This is a genomic window from Xanthobacter aminoxidans, assembly GCF_043193615.1.
Classification (GTDB): Bacteria; Pseudomonadota; Alphaproteobacteria; order Rhizobiales; family Xanthobacteraceae; genus Xanthobacter; species Xanthobacter aminoxidans.
Genome location: NZ_JBAFUS010000010.1, coordinates 39498 through 60302, shown reverse-complemented (window position 1 = coordinate 60302; position 20805 = coordinate 39498). Strand labels below are relative to the sequence as shown.

General features: G+C 68.9%; 17 protein-coding genes. 6 read left to right on the top strand and 11 right to left on the bottom strand.

What is annotated here, in order from left to right; translation table 11 throughout:
* The first annotated feature begins 107 nt into the window (after positions 1 to 107).
* Complete coding sequence (locus tag V5F74_RS25635) at positions 108 to 1655, top strand: adenosine deaminase family protein (RefSeq protein WP_394010485.1); 1548 nt, start codon at positions 108 to 110, stop codon at positions 1653 to 1655.
* 46 nt (positions 1656 to 1701) lie between these two features.
* A complete protein-coding gene (locus tag V5F74_RS25630; protein ID WP_394010483.1) occupies positions 1702 to 2832 on the top strand; it encodes a hypothetical protein in 1131 nt (376 codons plus the stop codon).
* On the opposite strand, the gene V5F74_RS25625 is transcribed toward V5F74_RS25630, so the two are convergent.
* The 7 genes from V5F74_RS25625 to V5F74_RS25595 form a co-directional block, all read right to left on the bottom strand.
* A complete protein-coding gene (locus V5F74_RS25625) occupies positions 2784 to 5486 on the bottom strand; it encodes a bifunctional diguanylate cyclase/phosphodiesterase (protein ID WP_394010482.1) in 2703 nt (900 codons plus the stop codon). The genes V5F74_RS25630 and V5F74_RS25625 overlap by 49 nt on opposite strands.
* An 84-nt stretch (positions 5487 to 5570) precedes the next feature.
* Positions 5571 to 6611: a TRAP transporter substrate-binding protein gene (locus tag V5F74_RS25620; RefSeq protein WP_394010481.1), complete on the bottom strand. Its 1041-nt coding sequence runs from the start codon at positions 6609 to 6611 to the stop codon at positions 5571 to 5573.
* Between the two features lie 204 nt (positions 6612 to 6815).
* Positions 6816 to 7322: a peptide deformylase gene (locus V5F74_RS25615; protein ID WP_394010480.1), complete on the bottom strand. Its 507-nt coding sequence runs from the start codon at positions 7320 to 7322 to the stop codon at positions 6816 to 6818.
* A 213-nt stretch (positions 7323 to 7535) separates the two neighbouring features.
* On the bottom strand, positions 7536 to 8900 hold the full coding sequence (gene clcA, locus V5F74_RS25610) for a H(+)/Cl(-) exchange transporter ClcA (protein ID WP_394010479.1): 1365 nt from the start codon (positions 8898 to 8900) through the stop codon (positions 7536 to 7538).
* Positions 8901 to 9017: 117 nt separating this feature from the next.
* Complete coding sequence (locus tag V5F74_RS25605; RefSeq protein ID WP_394010478.1) at positions 9018 to 10760, bottom strand: ABC transporter ATP-binding protein/permease; 1743 nt, start codon at positions 10758 to 10760, stop codon at positions 9018 to 9020.
* 237 nt (positions 10761 to 10997) lie between these two features.
* Complete coding sequence (locus V5F74_RS25600) at positions 10998 to 11210, bottom strand: alkylphosphonate utilization protein (protein ID WP_024280870.1); 213 nt, start codon at positions 11208 to 11210, stop codon at positions 10998 to 11000.
* A gap of 14 nt (positions 11211 to 11224) precedes the next feature.
* Positions 11225 to 12850, bottom strand: coding sequence for an acyl-CoA synthetase (locus tag V5F74_RS25595; protein ID WP_029555766.1), 1626 nt, complete (start codon positions 12848 to 12850; stop codon positions 11225 to 11227).
* A gap of 238 nt (positions 12851 to 13088) precedes the next feature.
* Here V5F74_RS25595 and V5F74_RS25590 point away from each other — a divergent pair, with 238 nt between their 5' ends.
* Entirely contained in the window at positions 13089 to 15005 is a 1917-nt protein-coding gene (locus V5F74_RS25590) for a propionyl-CoA synthetase (protein ID WP_029555765.1), read from the top strand.
* A gap of 86 nt (positions 15006 to 15091) precedes the next feature.
* On the opposite strand, the gene V5F74_RS25585 is transcribed toward V5F74_RS25590, so the two are convergent.
* Together V5F74_RS25585 and V5F74_RS25580 are read right to left on the bottom strand one after the other, a co-directional pair.
* Positions 15092 to 15412: a hypothetical protein gene (locus V5F74_RS25585; protein ID WP_029555764.1), complete on the bottom strand. Its 321-nt coding sequence runs from the start codon at positions 15410 to 15412 to the stop codon at positions 15092 to 15094.
* Between the two features lie 41 nt (positions 15413 to 15453).
* Complete coding sequence (locus V5F74_RS25580) at positions 15454 to 15771, bottom strand: hypothetical protein (protein ID WP_029555763.1); 318 nt, start codon at positions 15769 to 15771, stop codon at positions 15454 to 15456.
* Positions 15772 to 16103: 332 nt separating this feature from the next.
* On the opposite strand from V5F74_RS25580, the gene V5F74_RS25575 reads away from it, so the two are divergent.
* From V5F74_RS25575 to V5F74_RS25565, 3 genes are all read left to right on the top strand, one after another.
* Positions 16104 to 16811, top strand: a complete 708-nt coding sequence (locus tag V5F74_RS25575) for an outer membrane protein (protein WP_029555762.1) — start codon at positions 16104 to 16106, stop codon at positions 16809 to 16811.
* A gap of 205 nt (positions 16812 to 17016) precedes the next feature.
* The gene (locus V5F74_RS25570; protein WP_029555761.1) at positions 17017 to 17931 is read left to right on the top strand and encodes an MBL fold metallo-hydrolase; all 915 of its coding nucleotides are present in this window, start codon (positions 17017 to 17019) and stop codon (positions 17929 to 17931) included.
* Positions 17932 to 17953: 22 nt separating this feature from the next.
* Positions 17954 to 18676 (top strand): SOS response-associated peptidase, encoded by a 723-nt coding sequence (locus V5F74_RS25565; RefSeq protein WP_051678819.1) that lies wholly within the window; start codon positions 17954 to 17956, stop codon positions 18674 to 18676.
* A 3-nt stretch (positions 18677 to 18679) separates the two neighbouring features.
* Here V5F74_RS25565 and V5F74_RS25560 read toward each other — a convergent pair whose 3' ends face one another.
* Together V5F74_RS25560 and V5F74_RS25555 are read right to left on the bottom strand one after the other, a co-directional pair.
* On the bottom strand, positions 18680 to 19459 hold the full coding sequence (locus V5F74_RS25560) for a DUF1499 domain-containing protein (RefSeq protein WP_024280863.1): 780 nt from the start codon (positions 19457 to 19459) through the stop codon (positions 18680 to 18682).
* 41 nt (positions 19460 to 19500) lie between these two features.
* Positions 19501 to 20244: an HAD family hydrolase gene (locus V5F74_RS25555; protein ID WP_029555759.1), complete on the bottom strand. Its 744-nt coding sequence runs from the start codon at positions 20242 to 20244 to the stop codon at positions 19501 to 19503.
* Positions 20245 to 20805 lie beyond the last annotated feature (561 nt).

Below are 20805 nucleotides of genomic sequence, written 5' to 3'. Positions count from 1 at the left end.
GGGTGAGGCGCGCCACGACGGCGCCGGGGACCGTTTCGTGGATTCCGTGATGCGGAGAAAACCTCTACCCTCGCGCGCGAGTTGAGACCCGCGCCCCGGAGGCCCTGTTGCGTCGCCGTATCCTGATCGCCGCGTTCGTCCTGATCGCGGCTTGTGTCGCCATCCGGGCCGCCGTCGTCGCCAGCAACCTGCCCGAGGCGCTCACCGCCGCCCATTTCGAGGCGTTGCGGCCGGAGCCCAACCGCCAGCGCGCCTTCCTCCATCGCATGCCCAAGGGCGGCGACCTGCACACCCACCTGTCGGGCGCGGTCTATGCCGAGCGGCTGATCGCCTGGGCCATCAAGGATGGCTTGTGCCTCGATCCCGCCGCCATGAACATCCTCTCCCCGCCCGCCGATGCGAGCGCGGATAAGCCCTGCGGCACCGACCCGAAGATCGTCCCCATCGCCGACGCGGTGGCCGGCTGGCGCGGCCAGACCACCTTCGACCTTCTGGTGGATGCGCTCTCCCTGCGCTGGTTCCTGCCCACGCCCCAGGTGCCCTCGGGCCACGACCAGTTCTTCGCCTCCTTCTCCAAGTTCAATCCCGCCGCCGGCGGGCCGGACTGGACGCGCACCCTGGAGCGCACCGCCGAGATGACGGTGGACCAGCTGCGCCAGTACGGCGCGGACAACGTGCAATATGCCGAGCTGATGGTGACGCTGATCGAGGGCGAGGATCGCCGCCGCCTCGGCCAGGCCATCGGTGCCGAGCGCGATCCCAAGGCCATGCTGGCGGCGCTGGAAAAGGCCGGCATGGCGGATGTGGTGCGCCGCCGGGTGGAGGACATCAAGGCCCTCGTCGCCCGGGTGGAGGCGCTGCGCGGCTGCGCGGCGGACGCGACCCGCCCCGGCTGCGGGGTGGATTTCCGCTACATCGCGCAGGTGAACCGCAACGGCGTGCCGGCCGAGGTGTTCGCCCAGACGGCGGTGTCGGCGGCCCTCGTGCGGGCGCTGCCGGATGTCGTCGCCGGCTTCAACTATGTGGGGCCGGAGGACTACCGCACGGCCCGGCAGGACTACCGCGCCCACATGCAGTGGATCGGCTTCCTCGCCGGCAAGGACGTGCCGGTGGCGCTCCATGCGGGCGAGCTCTGGATCGGGCTGGTGCCGCCGCCGGATCTCGATTTCCACATCCGCGATGCGGTGGAGACGGCGGGGGCGCGGCGCATCGGCCACGGCACCGCCATCGGCTTCGAGCGCGACATGGACGGGCTGCTCGCGGAGCTGAAGGCGCGCGGCGTCGCCATCGAGATCGCGCTCACCTCGTCCGACGTGATCCTCGGCGTGCGCGACCGCCGCCACCCCATCCGCACCTATCTCTCCGCCGGCGTGCCGGTGACGCTGGCCACCGACGATGCGGGCGTCTCGCGCATCGACCTCACCAACGAATATCTGCGGGCGTCGCAGGACCACGGCCTCGGCTATCGCCGGCTCAAGGGCTTCGCTGAGACCGCCATCGACAAGGCCTTCCTGTCGCCGCCGGAAAAGGCCCGCCAGCGCTCGCGCCTCGATGCTGCGTTCGCCGCCTTCGAACGCGAGGTGACGGACGCCCTGCCGCTGGGCACCCGCGTCAGCGCCTTCCTCCGCGCGATGGTGGGCGCGGGAGGGCATTGAAGGCGGGGCCGTTCCCCGCCATCCTCCGCGCAACGGGGGAGGGGTGATGGCCGGGGATGACGAGCGGGCCACGGGCCCGGCGCCCATGCAGGGGGGCGGGTTCTACAACGACCATGCCCAGCATCAGGCGAAGGGCGGCGCCCACGGGCTGCCGCTGATCGACCGGGCGTTCGAGGGCATGGCGCTGCACGCGCCCGTCACGCTGGCGGATTATGGCAGCGCCACGGGGCGCAACTCGCTGGTGCCCATGGGGCTCGCGCTCGGCCATGTGCGCCGGCGGCTGGGGCCGGACGTGCCGGTGAGCGTCGTCCACACCGACCAGCCGGGCAATGATTTCTCCGCCCTGTTCGCGCTGCTGCGGGACGATCCCGAAAGCTATCTCCGGCGAGATGCGCGCGCCTTCGCCTCGGCCGTGGGGCGCACCTTCCATGAGCAGGTGCTGCCGGATGCCAGCGTGGATTTCGGCTGGTGCTCGTTCGCCGCCCACTGGATGAGCCGTGCGCCGGTGATGCCGGCGGGCCATGTGTGGCCGCGGCAGGCGGCGCCGGAGGTGCGCGCCGCCTTCGCCGCGCAGGCGGCGGCGGACTGGGAGGCCTTCCTCGCCGCCCGCGCGCGGGAGCTGAAGCCGGGCGGCGCCCTCGTGGTGGTGCAGCCGAGCCTGCCGGAGGACGAGCCCACCACCTTCCCGGTGCTGATGGCGTGGGTGGAGGCGGAGCTGGACGCCATGGCGCTCGGCGGCATGCTTACAAAAGACGAGCGCGGGCGCATGACCATCCTCGTCTTCGAGCGCACCGCCGCCGACGCCCGCAGTCCGTTCGCGGACGGCGCCTTCGCGGGGCTCACCCTCGTCGCCGAGGAGGCGCGGGAGATGCCCGACCCATTCTGGCCGGCCTATGGGTTGGACGGGGACGCGGCGGCGCTGGCGGAGAAGCACCTCGGCTTCTTCCGCGCGCCGTTCCTGCCCTCACTTCTGGCGGCGCTCGATCCCGGTCGCGATGGTGCCTTCCGCGAAGCGTTCACCGCTGGGCTGATGGAGGCGCTGGGCCGGCGCATGCGCGCGGCGCCGCAGCCGCTTCTGTCCCCCATGGTGATCCTGACCGGGCTGTACCGGAAGGCGGGGGCAGACCCTCACGTCGGCGCGGAAAAGCCTGCCGCCAGCGCCACCGGCACGCCGTAGCCGTCGCGGGCCATCGCCGCGGCCTCGGCGATGGGGAGGGGGCGGCCGAGCAGGAAGCCCTGCGCCTCGGCGCAGGAGGTGCGGACGAGCAGCGCCCACTGCGCCTCGGTCTCGATGCCCTCGGCGACAGTGGCGATGCCGAGCCGGCCGGTGAGCACGGTGATGGCCTCGACGATGGCGGCGCTGGCCGAGCCCTCGGTGGCGTCCTGCACGAAGGAGCGGTCGATCTTGATCTTGTCGAGGGGCAGAAGGCGCAGCCGGCTGAGGCTGGAATAGCCCGTGCCGAAATCGTCGAGCACGATCTTCACGCCGATCTCGCGCAGCCGCTGGAGCACGGCGAGGCTGGTCTGCTCGCTCTCGAACAGGGCGGTTTCGGTGATCTCGCATTCGAGGCGGCCGGGCGGCAGGCCACTGTCGCGCAGCGCCGCCTCCACCGTGCCGACGATGTCACCGAAGGCGAGCTGCACCGGCGAGAGATTCACCGCCACCTTCAGATTGCCGGGCAGGGCGGCGATGTCGGCCACCGCCCGCCGCAGCACGAAGGCGCCGATCTCCACGATGCTGCGGGAATCCTCGGCCAGCGGCACGAAATCGGAGGGCTCGACGATGCCGCGGCGCGGGTGGTTCCAGCGCAGCAGCGCCTCGAACCCGGTGAGCGCGCCGGTGACCACCGAGAAGATCGGCTGGTAGGCGAGATCGAACTGCCCTTCGGCCAGGGCCTCCCTGAGGTCCTGCTCCATCTCCAGCCGGGCGCGCAGATGGGTGTCCATCTCCGGCTCGAACACGCACAGGGTGCCGCGGCCCCACGCCTTGGCGCGGTAGAGGGCGAGGTCGGCCTGCTTGAGCAGGGTGTCGGCGTCGATCCATGCCGCCTCGGCCACCGCGATGCCGACGCTGACGCTGACCGCGATGGTATGGCCGAGGGCCGAATAGGGCTCCCCGAGCAGGGCGATGATGCGCTCGGCCAGCTCGGTCGCCGCCTGCGGCTGCTGCGGCCCGATGCTGATGATGGCGAACTCGTCGCCGCTGAGGCGCGCCACCACGTCGGTGGCCTGAACGCAGTTGGTGAGGCGGGCGGCGACCTTCCGCAGCAAAGCGTCGCCCACGGGATGGCCGAGGGTGTCGTTGACGTCCTTGAAGCGGTCGAGGTCGAGATAGAGCAGGGCCATCTTCTCGCCCCGCTCGGCGGCCTCGTAGAGCGCCTTGCCGATGCGCTCGCGGAACACCACCCGGTTGGGCAGGCCCGTGAGGTCGTCATGATGGGCGAGGAAGCGGATGCGCCCCTCGCGCTCGATCAGCGCCATGTTCTGCCGCTGCGCCTCGGCGGCGGCCTCGGTGGCGCGCAGGTTGGCCTCGGCAAGCTCCGCCTGCACCGCCTTGAGCGCGGTGACGTCGGTGCGGATCGCGACCACGCCGCCGTCCGCGGTGCGCCGGTCGGTCATCAGCAGCCAGCGCCCGGAGGACAGCCGCCGCTCCACCGGGCTGTACTCGGGACGATGCCAGCGGGCCCGCTCGGCCACCTGCTCCTCGCTCAGCGGACCGGCCGTGGGGAGATGACGGGCCGCGACGCTCGCCCGCATGATCTCCTGGAAGCGGGCGCCCGGCGTCAGAAACGGCGCGGTGATGGCGAACAGCTCGCGGTAGCGCTGGTTGCAGGCGACGAGCCGGTCCTCGCCGTCCCACAGGGCGAAGCCATCGGACATGGCTTCCACCGCATTGGCGAGCACGGCCGTGGCGCGGGCGCGCTCGGCATCCACCCTTTCGCGCTGGCGCAGTGCCAGGAAGAGGGCACCGGCGAAGGCCGTCACGAGCGTCCCGCCCATGGCGGCGGCTGCGGTCAGGCGATCGCGGAAGCGCCGCCATGGCGCGAGGGCCTCGTCGAGGTCGGTGACCAGCACCACGCGCAGGTCCCCGGGCAGGGAGCTCCGCACCACGGCCAGTTCCGGCTGGCCCTTGTCGCCGGTGGCGACGAAGGCCCTGCCATCGGGCGGTCGCGTGCCCAGCGCACCGTGCCGCCACTCGCCGACGGCCAGCTCGTCATGGGGCAGCGAGGCCACCAGCTGGCCGTTCGGCCGTTCGATGCGGATGCGCATGCCCGGGGCGAGGCCGGTCTCCGCCAGGATCTTCATGAGGGACTGGGTCGAGACGTCGGCGACGGCGACCACGCCGTCCCATCCGGGAACCGCCCGGACGGCATAGAGCGACCAGTCGCCGTTCACCGGATTCTGCACCGGCCCGATCATGGCGGCGGGCTGGATGCTGGTGGGCTGAGTCACCATGGGCAGCGAGCGCAGCGCGCCGCGTGGCCGGGCCGAGGCGATGATGGTGCCGTCGGGGGCGACCAGCATCATGTCGCGATAGGCGATGGTCTGCAGGTTGAAGCCGCGCAGCAGCTCGTTGGCGGCGGGCGAGGTGGCCGTGACCCCGGCGGCGGCGAACAGCGGCCGGATGGCGGCGAGCGCGCCATGGATCTGGAGCAGTTGACGGTTGAGCGCATTTTCCACGCCCTGGGCGGAGCGCTCGATGTCCGCCTCGGCGATGAGCCGCGTCGCCATGAGGCCGCGATGGGCGAGCAGGGCCGTCCCGACCATCAGCAGGCCCAGGATGACGATGGTCCCGGCGATGACGGAGAGCTTGAGGCGGTGCCAGATCATCGTCGGCGCCAGTCCCCAGGCTTGAGGGCGCCGCCGTCCCCGCCGGGGGAGGCCCTTCCGCCCGGATCATCCGGCCGGCTGCGATCACTCGGCTTTGGCGGTCGTCGCGTGCAATTCGGCAAGATAGGCATTCCATGCATCGGCGCAAGCCGCGCCACACCGCTCGATCCAGCGCGGCAGGATGGTATTGGAGAGCAGGGTCAGGCGGCGGGCGGCGTCGGCCTCGGATTGCGGCACCACCGCCAGCCGGTGGGTCATCGGCCGGCCGCATGCGACGGCGCCGGTGTTGCAGTCGAGCCCGCGGGCGGTGTCGGCCTGGGCCTGCTGCCAGATGCGGCCTTCGAGATCGGCGAGGCCTCCGCGGATCTGGGCCCGCACGTCCTCCGGCAGGGCCATCCAGGCGTTGACGTTGGCGCCGAAGAAGGAAAGGCCCCAGCTGATCGCCATGCTGTGGACGTGGGTGGTGACGTCGCCGAGGCCGATCTCGTGGCCGCTGAGGGTGCCGGTGATGGCGCAATCCACCACCCCCTGCCGCACCGCATCCACCACATCCGCGAACGGCACCACCACGGGAATGGCCCCGAGCGCCTTCATCAGATCGGACTGGGCCACCGAGGAAGTGCGGACCCGGCGGCCGGCGATGTCGTCGAGGCCGCGGAAGCCGGAGCGGCAGAACAGCACCTGCGCCGGATAGGCGTAGATGGCGAGCAGCTCGATGTCCCACCGGTCGCGCAGGATGTTGATGAGATGCACGCGGAAGGCGGCGACCGTCTTCTTCAGGGTCGCCATGTCAGGGTTGAGGATGGGCAGGTCCACGGCGTTGAGCTCCGGCTCCTCCGCCGAGACCACCGACATGAGGCCGGTGCCGAACGGCACCACGCCGAGCTGCATGAGCTGCAGCATCTCCTGCCCGCGCAGGCCGCCGCTGTCGTTGGGGATGATGGTGGCGACCACGCGCCCGCTGGTGCGCTCGGTGATCTCGCGCTCCCAGAACGGCTGCTCCAGCCGGGTGAACTGGGTGACACCGCCGAGCCCGCCCACCACCTGCAGCCGGATGGGCTCATTCTTGGCGCGCGCGGGAGAGACCGGGGACAGGGCCATGAGGATGAGGGCGAGGGCGGCCATGAGCTGCCGCAGGCCCGCCCGTGCCGTCCCGATTCGCCCGTGAACCGCCTTCCGCCCGCGTCGCGCCCGCATCTTCCGGCCCCGCCTTCAGGCCAGCCGCCCGCCCCGAACCGCAACGCCGGGAAGGGATATTCCTGTGAGAGTGAGCGCATGGGCGGGCGATGCGCAAGCACAAGCTTGCCCCGTGGATGCCGCTTTCAGCCCTCAATCGGCGGAGGAGCGTTGTGCTTTCTCGTATTTGCGGACGACCCGCTCCCGCTTGAGGCGCGACAGGCGTTGCAGCCAGAAGATGCCGTCGAGCTGATCACACTCGTGCTGGTGGCAGACGGCACGCAGCCCCTCGGCCTCTTCGTCCTGAAAGGCGCCGGCGAGATCCTGGTAGCGCACCCGCACGCGGGCCTTCCGCTCCACCTCCTCCACCGCGCCGGGCATGGAGACGCTGCCCTCGGCATGGCGGATGGTCTCGGGCGAGGACCACACGATCTCGGGATTGATATAGGTGCGCGGGCCGTCCTCATGGGACAGCTCCAGCACCACCACCCGCGCGGGCACACCCACATGGGGCGCGGTGATGCCGATGCCCGGCGCGGCGCGCAAGGTGTCGAGGAGGTCCGCCGCGAGGTCCGCCAGCGCCGCGTCGAACACCGTCACCGGCGCGGCCGGCAGCCGCAGCCGCGGGTCGGGGAATTTCACGATCTGGCGTACCGCCATGGGGGCCTCCGTGTCGCGTCCCGATGCCTCCCGCCCGGACGCGCAGCGGGGACTCGGGGTGGGGGCGGGGATGTAATTTGATACCGTTTGAGGGGAGGTTGGGCGCGACGGTCCCGATCTTGGACCCGGCAGGAGCTGAACCCGTCCCGAACCGGTCCCGAATCCCGCCGATACCCCTGGTGCTACCCCCACTGAACCTGCCGATATCGGCCCCTATTGCGGCCGCCGCTCCCGCTCGTCCCAGCCGCCGATGACGTCCTGTTCCGGCTCCGGCGGACGGGGCATTCCGGCGAGGCGCAGGGTGCGGTCGAGCAGGACTTCGTAGATCGGCCTGCCGCCAAGTCCTTCTGCCACAAGGTTTGCGGTGACGCAGGTGAGGATTGTCGGCAGCAGGAGATCGTAGGCCCCGGTCAGCTCCGCCACCAGCACCATCCCCACCAGCGGCGCCCGCACCGTGGCCGAGAACAGGCCACCCATGGCGGCGATCCCGCAGGCCGCAAGCATCTGGGGCGGAAGGGGAAAAAGGTTCCCGAGCAAGGTCGCGAACAGCACCCCGACCGCCGTCGCCAGCGCCAGGATGGGGGCGAAGATGCCGCCGGGAATGCCGGTGGAATAGCTCGCCATGGTCATGGCGAACCGGATCAGGACGATCCCCGCCAAGGTCAGCGCCGGCAACCCCATGCCCGGCAAGGACACCGCCAGCATCTCCCCGCCGAACGTCGCCTCCGGCCGCAGCACCAGCAACGGCCCCACCGCCGCGCCGACCACCACCGGCAGGACATAGGGCGAGACCTTCAAAGCCAGTCCCCGTGCGGCATCCAGCGAAAAGACCAGCGCCGCGTTGAAGGCGATTCCCACCCCCCCGAGCACCGCGCCAAGCCCGATGAATGCGGGCAGAAAATGCAGCGGCACGGCGGCCACATCCATCTGCATGTCCGGCGCGGTGCCGCCGATGACCTGGGCCACGATGGCGCTCGCCGCCGAGCAGATGATGACCGCGCTATAGGTCCGCAACCCATAGGGAAACTGCCGCCGCGTCTCCTCGATGACGAACAGGATGGCCGCCAGCGGCGCGTTGAACGCCGCCGCCAGACCCGCCGCGGCTCCGGCCGCCAGCAGGCCCCGGCTGTCGCGGGTGCTGAGGCCGGCGGCGTCCGAGATGGCCTTGGCGATGGAGGCGCCCATGTGGATCGTCGGACCTTCCCGGCCCGCCACCAGCCCCGACCCGAGGGCCAGCACGCCGCCGATGAACTTCACCGGCAGCACCCGTTTCCAGCGCACCTCGCGCAGGCCTTCCAGTGCGCCCTCGATCTCCTGAACGCCGGAGCCCGCCGCCTCTGGGGCGAAGCGGCGCACCAGGAAGACCGCGAGGGCCACCATCAAAGCGGCGCCGGCCGAGAGGGCGGCATAAAGCTCCGGTCCCTGGAAATGCTCGCGCAGCAGCAGCGGCCACTCGCCGGCCTTCACCGTCGCCCAGTGGAAACCGGCGCCGCCGCCGCCCCCGATGAAGCCCACCAGAGCGGCGAGGGCGTAATAGACGATGTCACGGGGCTTCTGGGCGGGCTCGGCGGTTGTCACGCGGGACCTCGGGGCGGGGCAGCTGGGCAGCCTGATGCACTGCAGCAACAGACTTAGCTGAGGCGTGCGGTGGGGGGCAAGGACTACCGACCCGTCCTCGCCCCGCCCCGCCCGCTTTCAAACCGCCTTGAGCGCCGGGGGCGCGGCCGGTCCCAGCATTCGCGGCGATTCCTCGCCGTGGAGGTGCAGCACCCGGTCATGCAGGTCCACCAGGGTGTTGCGGTGGCCGATGGAGATGAAGGTGCTCTCCGGCAGACGCTCCCGCAGCAGGCGGTAGAGCGCCGCTTCGGTCGCCTCGTCGACGGCGGACGTGGCCTCGTCCAGCAGCAGCACCTCGGGCTCTTCCAGCAGTGCGCGGGCGATGGAGATGCGCTGCTGCTCACCCAGCGAAAGCTCGTGCGGCCACAGGGCTTCCGCATCCAGCCGGCCGGCGAGGTCGGCGAGGCCGACGGCGGTCAAGGCCTCGGCGATGCGGTCCCGCGGCACGTCGGCGACGGGGCGGGGATAGGCGAGGGCCACATCCAGCCGCCCGGCGGGGACATAGGGCTTCTGCGGCAGCACCATGAGGCGATGCTCGGCGTGCCGGTGCACGGAGCCCGTCGAGTAGGGCCAGATACCGGCGATGGCGCGCAGCAGGGTGGTCTTGCCGGCACCGGAAGGGCCGGTGATGAGCACGCATTCCCCGTGCGCGATGTGCAGTTCGTCGGTGGCGAGAAGGGGCGCGCCGCCCGGCAGGCGCACATCAAGCCCGCGCAGCGCCAGGGCCTTGGTGGCGGGAAGGGAAGCGAGGCTCTCGGTGGGGCGGTTGGTCTGCGCCGCCGCGATGGCCTTCTCGAAGCCGGTGAGCCGCTGCACGACCGAGGTCCATTCCGCCAGCGTCACGTAACTGGAAATGAAGAAGGAGAACGATCCCTGCACCGAGGAGAAGGCGCTCGCCGTCTGCATCAGCTGGCCGAGCTGGATCTGGCCGGAGAAATAGGCGGGGGCCACCACCACGTAGGGGAAGATGGTCGAGATCTGGTTGTAGCCGGCGGTGAACCAGGTAAGGCGCTTCTGCGCCTTCATCAGCTCGACGAAATTGCCGAAGATGTGGGAGAAGCGCCCCTCGAGCTTGCGCTCTTCGGCCTTGGCGCCATCCAGAAGGGCGATCTGCTCGCCGTTTTCGCGCACCCGCACGAGATCGACGCGGAAGTTCGCCTCATAGCGCTGCTGCTCGAAATTGAGCTTCACCAGCGGCCGGCCGATGAAATGGGCGAGGAGCGTTCCGCCCGCAGCATAGATCAGCGCCGCCCAGAACAGGTAGCCCGGCACGTTCAGCTCGCGCCCGAACAGATGGAGCGGCAGCGAGCCGGAGAGATTCCACAGGATGACGGAGAAGGAGATGAGGGACACCACGGTGCCGAGCAGGCCGACGCCGACCGAAATCGTGCGGCTGATGAAGGATTGCACATCCTCGGCGATGCGCTGGTCGGGATTGTCCGCCTCATCGCCGCCGAGCCGCAGGCGATAGTGCACGTCGTCACCCAGCCACGCGTTGAGATAGCGCCGGGTGAGCCAGCGCCGCCAGCGCACCTCCAGCCACTGCTTCAGGTAGATCTGGTAGACCGCCACGACGATGGCGCCTGCGGCGATGGCGCAGAAGATCAGGATCTGCGTCTTGAACGCGGCGAAGTCCTTCTCCTGTATGGCGTTGTAGAAGGCGACGTTCCACTCGTTCAGCATCACCGTGGCGAACACCCACGCGAGCTCCAGAGCGATCACCGCGGCGAGAAGGCCGATGGCGATCCAGCGTTCCTCGCTCTTGAAATAGGGCACGGCGAGGCGGCGGATGTCGCCGAGAAGGGATAGAAGGGCACGCAAGGCCGGGCTCTCCGGGAGGGCTTCGCGGCAAGCATTGAACCCCCGCGCATGACTGAACCATGGCCGCAGGATGAAGGATTGGAAAGGTGCCGGTGGGGCAGGGGAGGCGGGGTTACAGACAGGATTGCAAGTCGAGTCTGTAACCCCGGGTCATCGGACAGTCACGCACGGGGAGCCTGACCAGTCCTCCCGAAATGGGTCGCGCTGGACATGGCTCGCATCGTCCAGGCGACGCGCTCAGGCCTTCTTCACGAACTCCGTGCGCAGCACGAGGCCCTTCACCTTCTCGACCTTGCAGTCGATTTCTTCAGGGTCGCCGGTGAGGCGGATGCCTTTGACCAGCGTGCCGCGTTTCAGGGTCACGGACGTGCCCTTCACCTTGAGGTCCTTGATGAGAGTGACGTTGTCGCCGTCCTTCAGGACGGCGCCGTTGGCGTCGCGGACTTCAATGTCGGACATCTTCCTCAAACCTCCTTGGCCAGCTCGCGCAGGCGGAACTTCTGGATCTTGCCGGTGGAGGTCTTGGGGATTTCCTCGAAAACCACGTGGCGGGGGCACTTGTACGCCGCCAGATGAGCGCGGCAATGGGCGATGATGTCCTCGGCCGTCGCGCTCATGCCGTCGCGCAGCTCGACGAAGGCGACGGGCGTCTCGCCCCACTTCTCGTCGGGCTTGGCCACCACGGCGGCCGCGGCGATCGCGGGATGCTTGTAGAGGGCATCCTCCACCTCGATGGAGGAGATGTTCTCGCCGCCGGAGATGATGATGTCCTTGGAGCGGTCCTTGAGCTGGATATAGCCGTCGGGATGTTTCACCCCGAGGTCGCCCGAGTGGAACCAGCCGCCTGCGAAGGACTTCTCGGTGGCCGAGGGGTTCTTGAGATAGCCCTTCATCACCACGTTGCCGCGGAACATGACCTCGCCCAGCGTCTCGCCATCGGCGGGGACCGGAACCATGGTTTCGGGGTCCATCACGTCGAGGGCCTCCAGCGCGCTGTAACGCACGCCCTGCCGGGACTTGAGGAAGGCCCGCTGCTTGGCGTCGAGCGCATCCCACTCCGCATGCCAGTCGTTGACGACCGCCGGGCCGTACACCTCGGTGAGGCCGTACACATGGACCACGTTGAAGCCGGCGTCCTGCATGGCGGCGAGCACGGCCTCCGGCGGCGGGGCGGCGGCGGTGATGAACTCCACCCGGCCGGGCAGGGGGCGCTTGTCGGCTTCGGCCGCGTTGAGCAGCGTGGACATCACGATGGGCGCGCCGCACATGTGCGTCACCTTGTGGTCGGCGATGGCGTCGAACATGGCTTTCGCCCGCACCTGACGCAGGCACACATGGGTGCCGGCCACCAGCGTGATGGACCAGGGGAAGCACCAGCCGTTGCAGTGGAACATGGGCAGCGTCCACAGATACACCGGATGCTTGCCCAGAGCGCACGTCACCACATTGCCGACCGCCAGCAGATGCGCGCCGCGGTGGTGATAGACGACGCCCTTCGGATCGCCCGTGGTGCCGGACGTGTAATTCAGGGCGATGGCGTCCCATTCATCGGCCGGCGTCTTCCAGGCGAAGTCTTCGTCGCCGGTGGCGAGAAAATCCTCGTATTCCATCACCCCGATGCGGTCGCCCGGACCGGTGAACTCGGGATCGTCATAGTCGATGACGAGCGGCTTGCAGACGGCGAGGGCGAGGGCCGCCTTGATGACCGGAGAGAATTCGCGGTCGGTGATGAGCACCTTCGCCTCGCCGTGGTCGAGGGTGAAGGCGAGGATGGCGGCGTCGAGCCGGGTATTCAGCGAATTGAGCACCGCGCCCACCATGGGCACGCCGTAATGGGCTTCCAGCATGGCCGGCGCGTTGGGCAGCATCACCGCAACGGTGTCGCCGACGCCGACGCCCACCTTTGCGAGCGCCGAGGCAAGGCGCCGGCTGCGGGCGTAGAAATCGCGGTAATTGCGCTTCAAATTGCCGTGCAGGATGGCGGTGTGGTCCGGAAAGACGCTCGCCGCCCGCTCGAGGAAGCCGAGGGGCGTCAGCGGCTGGTAGTTCGCCGCATTCCGATCGAGATCCTGGTCGTAGATGCCGGCCATCGTGTCTCCCCCCTCGTCCGAAAGCTTGTGTTCGCGCCGGGATTCCGGTCGAATTGGAGCGCGAACCTAGCCGAGGGCGGCAGGGCGGTGCAATCAGCGGTGCCCGATACCAAAGTACCAGTTCGCCGCATGTGGTTGCAGACCCGGGCGACAAACGTCTTACGCATTTGTGCGAGCTTGCGCTGTAAAAAAGCACCCGGCACTACCGGGCCAAAGAAGACCCTTGAGGGAGACGTCCATGTCCATTGATCGCGCGAGCCGCTACGCGCAGGCCTATGCCGGCTGGAAGACCGATCCGTCCGCCTTCTGGGCCGAGGCTGCCCGCGGCATCGACTGGACCCGGCCGCCGGAGACCATCTTCGATGCCGATGCCGGCGTCTATGGCCGCTGGTTTCCCGATGCGGTGGGCAATGTCTGCCACAACGCCCTCGACCGCCATGTCGCGGCCGGCCGTGGCGATCAGGCGGCACTGATCTACGACAGCCCGGTTGCCGGCACCAAGCGCACGCTCACCTATGGCGAGATGCTGAAGGAGACGGCGACGCTGGCCGCGGTGCTTCAGGACATGGGCGTCACCAAGGGCGACCGCGTTCTGATCTACATGCCCATGGTGCCGGAAGCGATCTGCGCGATGCTGGCGTGCGCCCGCATCGGCGCCATTCATTCCGTGGTGTTCGGCGGGTTCGCCGCCAAGGAGCTCGCCACCCGCATCGAGGATGCCGAGCCGAAGGTGATCCTCGCGGCCTCCTGCGGCATCGAGCCGAACCGCGTGGTGCCCTACAAGCCGCTCCTCGACCTCGCCATCTCCATGTCGGCCGTGAAGCCGGAGCACTGTCTGGTGCTGCAGCGGACCCAGGGGCCGGGCGCGCTTGTGGAGGGCCGTGATCTCGACTGGCAGGCGGCGGTCGATGCCGCAGCCGCGGCAGGCAAGGCCGCCCTCTGCGCCGACATGCTGGCAACCGATCCGCTCTACATCCTCTACACGTCAGGCACGACCGGGAAGCCCAAGGGCGTCGTGCGCGACACCGGCGGCTACATGGTGGCGCTCGACTGGAGCATGAAGAACCTCTACGGCATCAAGCCCGGCGAGGTGTTCTGGACCGCCTCCGACATCGGCTGGGTGGTCGGCCATTCCTATATCGTCTACGCCCCGCTGATCCTCGGCGCGACCACGCTGGTCTATGAGGGTAAGCCGGTGGGCACGCCCGACGCCGGCGCCTTCTGGCGGGTGATCGAGGAGCACGGCGTCGTCGCGCTGTTCACGGCGCCGACCGCGCTCCGCGCCATCAAGAAGGACGACCCGGACTGCCTCCTGAAGCAGGGGCGCGATCTTTCGCGCTTCCGCACCCTGTTCCTCGCCGGCGAACGGGCTGATCCTGATACCGTCGTGTGGGCACAGGAGCAGTTGAAGGTGCCGGTGGTTGACCACTGGTGGCAGACGGAGACCGGCTGGGCCATCGCCGCCAACCCCGTGGGCCTCGGCCTCCTGCCCATAAAACTCGGCTCGCCCACGGTGCCCATGCCCGGCTACGACGTGCAGATCGTGGACGAGGCGTCCAAGCCCGTTCCGGCCGGCACCATGGGCTCCATCGTGGTCAAGCTGCCTTTGCCTCCCGGCTGCCTGCCCACCTTGTGGCAGCAGGACGACCGTTTCGCCGAGAGCTACCTCGCCGAGTTCCCCGGCTACTACAAGACCGCCGACGCCGGCTTCGTCGACGATGACGGCTATGTCTTCGTCATGGGCCGCACCGACGACATCATCAACGTCGCCGGCCATCGTCTCTCCACCGGCGGCATGGAGGAGGTGCTGGCCTCCCATCCGGACGTGGCCGAGTGCGCCGTCATCGGCGTGAAGGATGAGCTGAAGGGCGAGGTGCCCTGCGGCTTCGTCGTGCTCAAGGCCGGCGAGCGGCGCGCGCCGGACGTGATCGAGAAGGAACTGGTGGGGCTGGTGCGCGACCGCATCGGGCCGGTGGCGGCCTTCAAGCTCGCGGTCACCGTGAACCGCCTGCCCAAGACCCGCTCGGGCAAGATCCTGCGCGGCACCATGAAGAAGATCGCCGATCACGATCCCTGGACCGTGCCCGCCACCATCGACGACGCGGGTGTGCTGGAGGAGATCGAGGGCGTGCTCAAGGAGCGCGGCATCGCCTGAGCAAGGTGCCGCTTTTTGACCCTATCGAGGCCGGGCGATTGCCCGGCCTTTTTGCGTCCGACAGCCGGGATTTCGGCCCCAAAACTTTAACGCCGACCGCCGCCGCGGGAGGGCACATAGCAGCTGTAGCCGATGAAGCACTGGGGATTGTCGCGCGTGGGCACCCATTCCGGGCGGGTCTCCTGGTCGTAGACGCAGAAGCTCTGGTCCCGCACGTAGCGATCATAGAGGGTGGGGGAGGTGGCGAGCACCACGGCGCCCTTCGATTGAATGAGGGCCGCGGCCTGGGTGCAGGTGAAGGATCGGCTCTGCGTCTGCGCCGCCGCAGGCCCGGCGAGAGCGGCAAGGCCGGCCGCCATCACAAGGCCGAGAACCGGGCGGACCCGGCTGGTGGTGCACGTCGTCATGGCATCCTCCTTCGTGACGGACCTTTCGAGCCGGTCGTTCCTCACCGGAAGGAATTGTCCCGAGTCGGCACGTAGCAGGTGTAGCCTACGAAGCATTGCGGATTGTCCTTCGTCTTGATCCATTCCGGCTTCAACTGCTCGAAGCCGGAGCAGTAGCGCAGCGAAATCACGTAGCGGTCGAATATGTTGGGGCCGGTACCCATGACGACGGCGCCCTGGCTCGAGACGAGGCCGGCCGCGGCGGCGCACGTCATCGTGAGGCTGTCTGGCCGCGCCAGCGCGGCGCCGGAGGTGATTGCGGCGAGCGCCGCCCCGGCCGCGACCGACCGCGCAAAAGCGGGGAATCGGTAAGGTTGCATGGCGTCCTCCTTCGGGAGACCTACGAATCCAGACTAAATCCGGGCCTCTGAACGCAGCTTGAAGGCGATTGTTTTTACGAACAATTTACCTTTCGGATCCGGTGACCGCGCCGATAGCCGGCGAAGGGCGGCGAACACCGCTATGTAGCGGTAGCATACTAGGAATTTGGCTCCGAGGCGTGCTGATTTGGGGCGACTGTGGCAAGAATGTTACGGCATTCCGGCGAGACCCCTGCTAGATAGATGTCACTGGACGAAAGGACTTGTGGCCCGAGACGGTCGTCGGTGATTTCGCCCAAAGCACAAGTTACCCAAGCAAGGGGGTTTTGGTCATGAAGCGGTTCCTTCTCGCCACTGTCGCGCTGGCGGCGCTCTCGGCTCCGGCCGCGGCTGCTGACCTGGCGACGAAGTATCCCGTCAAGGCGGTTGCCGTCGTTCCGGTGTTCTCCTGGACCGGCTTCTACATCGGTGGCAACGTCGGTTACGGCGGTGACTCGTTCACCTACGACGTCAACTACTTCGGCGCCCCGGTCGCCTCGGCCAGCCTGAACTCCTCCGGCTTCTACGCCGGTGGCCAGATCGGCTACAACTACCAGTTCGCGAACAACGTCGTGCTCGGCATCGAGACCGACCTGCAGTGGGCCAACATCGCTGGCACCGTCAGCGCTTCCGTCCTCGGCCTGCCGGTCGTGAGCGCTGGCACCACCATCGACTACTTCGGCACGATCCGCGCCCGCCTCGGCTACGCGATCGACCGGTTCCTGCCCTACATCACCGGTGGTGTGGCCTACGGCAAGACCGCGACCACGGCTTCGATCCTGGGCGTGCAGGTGTTCGACCAGTCCAGCACCAACTGGGGCTGGACCATCGGTGCCGGCGGCGAGTTCGCCATCACCAACAACTGGACGTTCAAGGCCGAATACCTCTACGTCGACCTCGGCTCTGCCAACGTGGACGCCGTCGCGATCGCGCCCGGCCTGAGCGCTGGTACGGACTCCAAGTTCAACTCGTTCCGCGCGGGTGTGAACTACAAGTTCTGATCGAAGCTCTGCTTCATCGTGAAGCCCGCTGCCTCGGCAGCGGGCTTTTCTTTTGCCTGCGCGACCCCGGCTTGGCGATCCGATCCCGTTCCGGTCCAGGCCGCCGTTTCCGAACCATCAAAGCGCATCAGCGCGCGCCGATCCGCCCGGAGCCCGCCACCGCCGCGGGTTGTCGCTGAAGCCTCAACTGGGCTAGCGTTGCCCCATGAGCGACGAAATCGCCTTCGACCGAAGCTTTGACGTTCCAGCCGGCCGCCTCGATCAGGTGACGCCGTTGGTCCGGCGCATCGTGGCGCCCAATCCCTCGCCTTTCACTTTCACCGGAACCTGCTCCTACATCGTAGGCAGAGGCACGGTGGCGATCATCGATCCGGGGCCGGATGATCCCACCCATATTGCGGCGCTGCTCGATGCCGTGCGCGGCGAGACCGTCAGCCACATCGTCATCACCCATACCCATCGCGACCATTCCCCCGCGGCGCGCGCCATCCAGGCCGCCACCGGTGCGCCGACTGTTGCGGAGGGGCAACATCGCGCCGCCCGCCCGCTCGCCATCGGCGAGGTGAACCCATTGGACGCCAGCGCCGACATGGACTTCCGGCCGGACGTCGTCCTGCCCGACGGTGAGGCGGTGGGTGGTCCGGGCTGGACGCTGACGGGTATCGCGAGCCCGGGGCATTGCGCCAACCACATGGCCTTCGCGCTGGCCGAGGAAGATCTCATCTTCTCCGGCGATCATGTGATGGCATGGGCCACCTCCATCGTCGCGCCCCCTGACGGCTCCATGGGCGACTACATCCGATCGCTCGAGCGCTTCGCGGCGCGTACCGAGTCGGTCTACCTCCCCGGCCACGGCGGGCCCGTGCGCGGCGCCCCGGCGTTCGTGCGCGATTACCTCGCCCATCGCGTGGCGCGGGAGGCCGCGATCCTGCGGGCGCTGGACCGGGACGTGGAGACGATTCCCGATCTGGTGCGGGGCATCTATATCGGCCTCGACCCCCGATTGGTGGGAGCGGCATCGCTCACTGTTCTGGCGCATCTCGAGCATCTGGTGGCCAGCGGCCGGGTCGTTACCGACGGGACGGCAGCCATCACCGGCCGATTCCGCCGGGCGGCCTGACGCGAGAGAGACCGGCGCGGCCATGTGCGGACGGTTCGTCCAGCTGACGCCCCCAGCGGCCCTCGCCGCCCTGTTCGGGGTTGATCCGACGCTGGCGCCTCTGCCCAACGTCCCGCCCCGCTACAACGCGGCGCCGACTCAGACTCTCATGGTCGTCCGCCGAAATCCCGAGACGGGGCGACGTCATCTCGATCTGCTGCGTTGGGGATTGGTGCCGTCTTTCGCCAAGGACCCATCCGGCGGTGGCAGCCTCATCAACGCGCGTTCGGAGACTGTTGCCGAAAAGCCGACCTTCCGTGGGGCCTGGCGCGCCCGGCGCCGCTGCATCGTCCCTGCCGACGCCTTCTATGAGTGGAAGGCCGTGGACAAGCGGCGCCAGCCCTTCGTCATTTCCCGCGCCGATGGCTCTCCCATGTCCTTTGCCGGTCTGTGGGAGGGCTGGAAGGATCCCGGCACGGGCCAATGGCTCCGCACCTTCACCATTCTCACCTGCCCCGCCACAGAACGCCTGCGCCCGCTGCACGAGCGCATGCCGGTGATCCTGCACGACTCGGAAATCTCAGCCTGGCTGGAGGGGGAGGAGGGCGCCGCCCTGATGCACTCCTATCCCGGCGGGGCTCTTCGCCTGACCCCGGTTTCGGCCAGCGTCAATTCCGTCCGCAATGAAGGCCCGGGTCTGGTGGAACCGTTGCCACCGCAAGAGGCGGCGGCTGCCGTCGCGCTTCTGGGAACGCCTGCGGTCTGAGACTCAGCGCCGCCGCCGCTCGGCCGCCAAGTCCGCCATCAGCGCCTCGATGCGCTGGGCGTTGGTGCCAAGGTCATGGATGCCATAGCGGGCGGAGGACCGCACATCGACCCGCGCCCCCTTCGCGGTTGGCCGAATGCGGATCGAGACATCGCTGCGGAAACCCATGACGGGCGAAACCGCCACGGCCTCGATCTGACCGTCGCGCCGGGTTCCGCGCGGGGGAATCGCATCGAGGATGTGCCAGCGCCGCTTCTGCACCAGGGCAAGGACCGTATTGAACGCCTCTTCCGGCGTCGCCGTGAGGTCGACAGGCTTGATGCCGGGATAGGCCATACGCTGGGTCTCGGCCGCCGCCGACCCGCCGAAGGCAAGGCTGTTGGCATCCCGGGGGTGGGCCAGCATGAGGGCGCGAAAGCGGGGCGGATCGGTGGGGTCCGTCGCGATATCGGTGAGCTTCGGCAGCATCATGCCACGCGCGAGAACGGCGGCAGGCCCCGCGAGAACCAGGCCGCCTATGGCGACCGCAGCAATGGCGCGGCCTATGCCGAGCCATCCCGTTTCCCAGGTGATGAAGAAGGCGACGATACCCATGGCGGCGGCGATGAGCGCCATGCCGAGCCCCGCCGACAGCGTGGCGATGGCCGGTTGGAAATCCAGCATTCCCGCGCGATAGAGACCGGCTGCAAGCGCCACCACGGGCACCGAGAACAGCGCCAGCCGGAAGCTCCAGCGGGCCAGCGGTGAATAGCGCTCCTCGGTGTAAAGCCGGCGTCTGATCATCCTGCGGCCTGTGGTGCGCGTCCTGCGCCGTTGCCGGTTGGTTAGACCGCGTTTTCGGCGGCGAGGGAAGAGGCTTTGCCCCCCGAGGCGAGGAGGACCTCGGGCAGGTCGTCCACGCTGTCCACCACGAGATCCGCATCGGTGACGAGATCGTCCACCGGCGCCGGCCCGCTGCGCACCAGGATGAAGCGCGCGCCCGCCCCACGTGCGGCCGCAAGGTCGTGGGCACTGTCGCCGATCACTGCCATTGCGTATGGGCGGTGGCCGAACCGCTCGGCGAAAGCCGCCACCATTCCCGGACCCGGCTTTGAGCCGAAGCCGGAATCATAGCCGTGAACCGCGTCGAGAAGATCGAGAAAGCCGAGGGCTGCCGCCTGCTGACGGGCGTTCTCTTCCGCGTCATTGGTGACGATACCGAGGGCGAAGCCTGCCGCCTTCAGCCGTTGCAACGCCCGGGCGGGATGGCCAATGGGCGTGAGGTTGGCGAGGCCCTCGGCCGCGAACAGGCGATCAATCTCCGCGAGGAAACCGGCATCGGCGGGGCGACCCAGAGCGTGAGCCCAGAGCGGGCCATAATGGGCCGACGAGCCGGAAACGAGGGGCGAGGTGGGCAGGAAGCGCTCCTCGTCGGGGAGATAGTGGCTCACCGCCTCGAGCCGGGCGACGGCATGGGCGTCATCGCGTGCCATCTGCCGCATGACCGCACCGGCCGCCCGACCCCAGGTGCGGTCGAAGTGCACCAGGGTGCCGTCCTTGTCGAAAAGCAGCGCGGTCAGATCCTGCATGGGTTCATCCGCTGGGCGGGGAGGGGCTCCCGCAGGCCGGCTCGACCGCGGCGGAGGACGTCTTTAGTATCACGTGTATGTCATCCAGACGACCCGCCGCTCCGAGCCGTTCCCTGACCATGCCCGACGCAGCGCTGCGGAGGGCGGTGCCGTGGACGGCGGGGATACCGCTCGCCGTATGCATCGGCCTGGTCGCATTCACGATGCCCGGCCCATCCAGCGCGGCGACCCCGCTGCCACCCGTCAAGCCCAAGGATCTCAAGGCGTCCTCCTCTTCGGCGGTTGCGCGGGTGCCCTCCCTGCGCGCGGCCCCGCTTCCGCCGCGGCGTCCGCCGGAGCTGGCGGAAGAGGACAGCGCGGCTGAGGCCGATGGGCAGGACGCCGCGCGGCAGGAGGGACCGGTGGACGTAGGCAGGGCCGATCGCTTCGTGCGGGATCCCGTACGGCCTGCGCAGCGGCCGCAGGTGGCCTCGCGGGAGACGGCGCCCGACGCCGCGGTGACCTCCGGCGGCCCGAGAGTCCCGACTCCATCGGCCGTATCTCCGAGCGTGGTGCCGTCGG

What these genes read in the sequence shown, in the direction of transcription:
- V5F74_RS25630 (WP_394010483.1), top strand. Translation starts at nt 1,702, where the DNA reads ATGGCCGGGGATGACGAGCGGGCCACGGGCCCGGCGCCCATGCAGGGG.
- V5F74_RS25625 (WP_394010482.1), bottom strand. Translation starts at nt 5,486, where the DNA reads ATGATCTGGCACCGCCTCAAGCTCTCCGTCATCGCCGGGACCATCGTC.
- V5F74_RS25620 (WP_394010481.1), bottom strand. Translation starts at nt 6,611, where the DNA reads ATGGCCGCCCTCGCCCTCATCCTCATGGCCCTGTCCCCGGTCTCTCCC.
- V5F74_RS25615 (WP_394010480.1), bottom strand. Translation starts at nt 7,322, where the DNA reads ATGGCGGTACGCCAGATCGTGAAATTCCCCGACCCGCGGCTGCGGCTG.
- V5F74_RS25595 (WP_029555766.1), bottom strand. Translation starts at nt 12,850, where the DNA reads ATGGCCGGCATCTACGACCAGGATCTCGATCGGAATGCGGCGAACTAC.
- V5F74_RS25590 (WP_029555765.1), top strand. Translation starts at nt 13,089, where the DNA reads ATGTCCATTGATCGCGCGAGCCGCTACGCGCAGGCCTATGCCGGCTGG.
- V5F74_RS25585 (WP_029555764.1), bottom strand. Translation starts at nt 15,412, where the DNA reads ATGACGACGTGCACCACCAGCCGGGTCCGCCCGGTTCTCGGCCTTGTG.
- V5F74_RS25580 (WP_029555763.1), bottom strand. Translation starts at nt 15,771, where the DNA reads ATGCAACCTTACCGATTCCCCGCTTTTGCGCGGTCGGTCGCGGCCGGG.
- V5F74_RS25575 (WP_029555762.1), top strand. Translation starts at nt 16,104, where the DNA reads ATGAAGCGGTTCCTTCTCGCCACTGTCGCGCTGGCGGCGCTCTCGGCT.
- V5F74_RS25570 (WP_029555761.1), top strand. Translation starts at nt 17,017, where the DNA reads ATGAGCGACGAAATCGCCTTCGACCGAAGCTTTGACGTTCCAGCCGGC.
- V5F74_RS25565 (WP_051678819.1), top strand. Translation starts at nt 17,954, where the DNA reads ATGTGCGGACGGTTCGTCCAGCTGACGCCCCCAGCGGCCCTCGCCGCC.
- V5F74_RS25560 (WP_024280863.1), bottom strand. Translation starts at nt 19,459, where the DNA reads ATGATCAGACGCCGGCTTTACACCGAGGAGCGCTATTCACCGCTGGCC.
- V5F74_RS25555 (WP_029555759.1), bottom strand. Translation starts at nt 20,244, where the DNA reads ATGCAGGATCTGACCGCGCTGCTTTTCGACAAGGACGGCACCCTGGTG.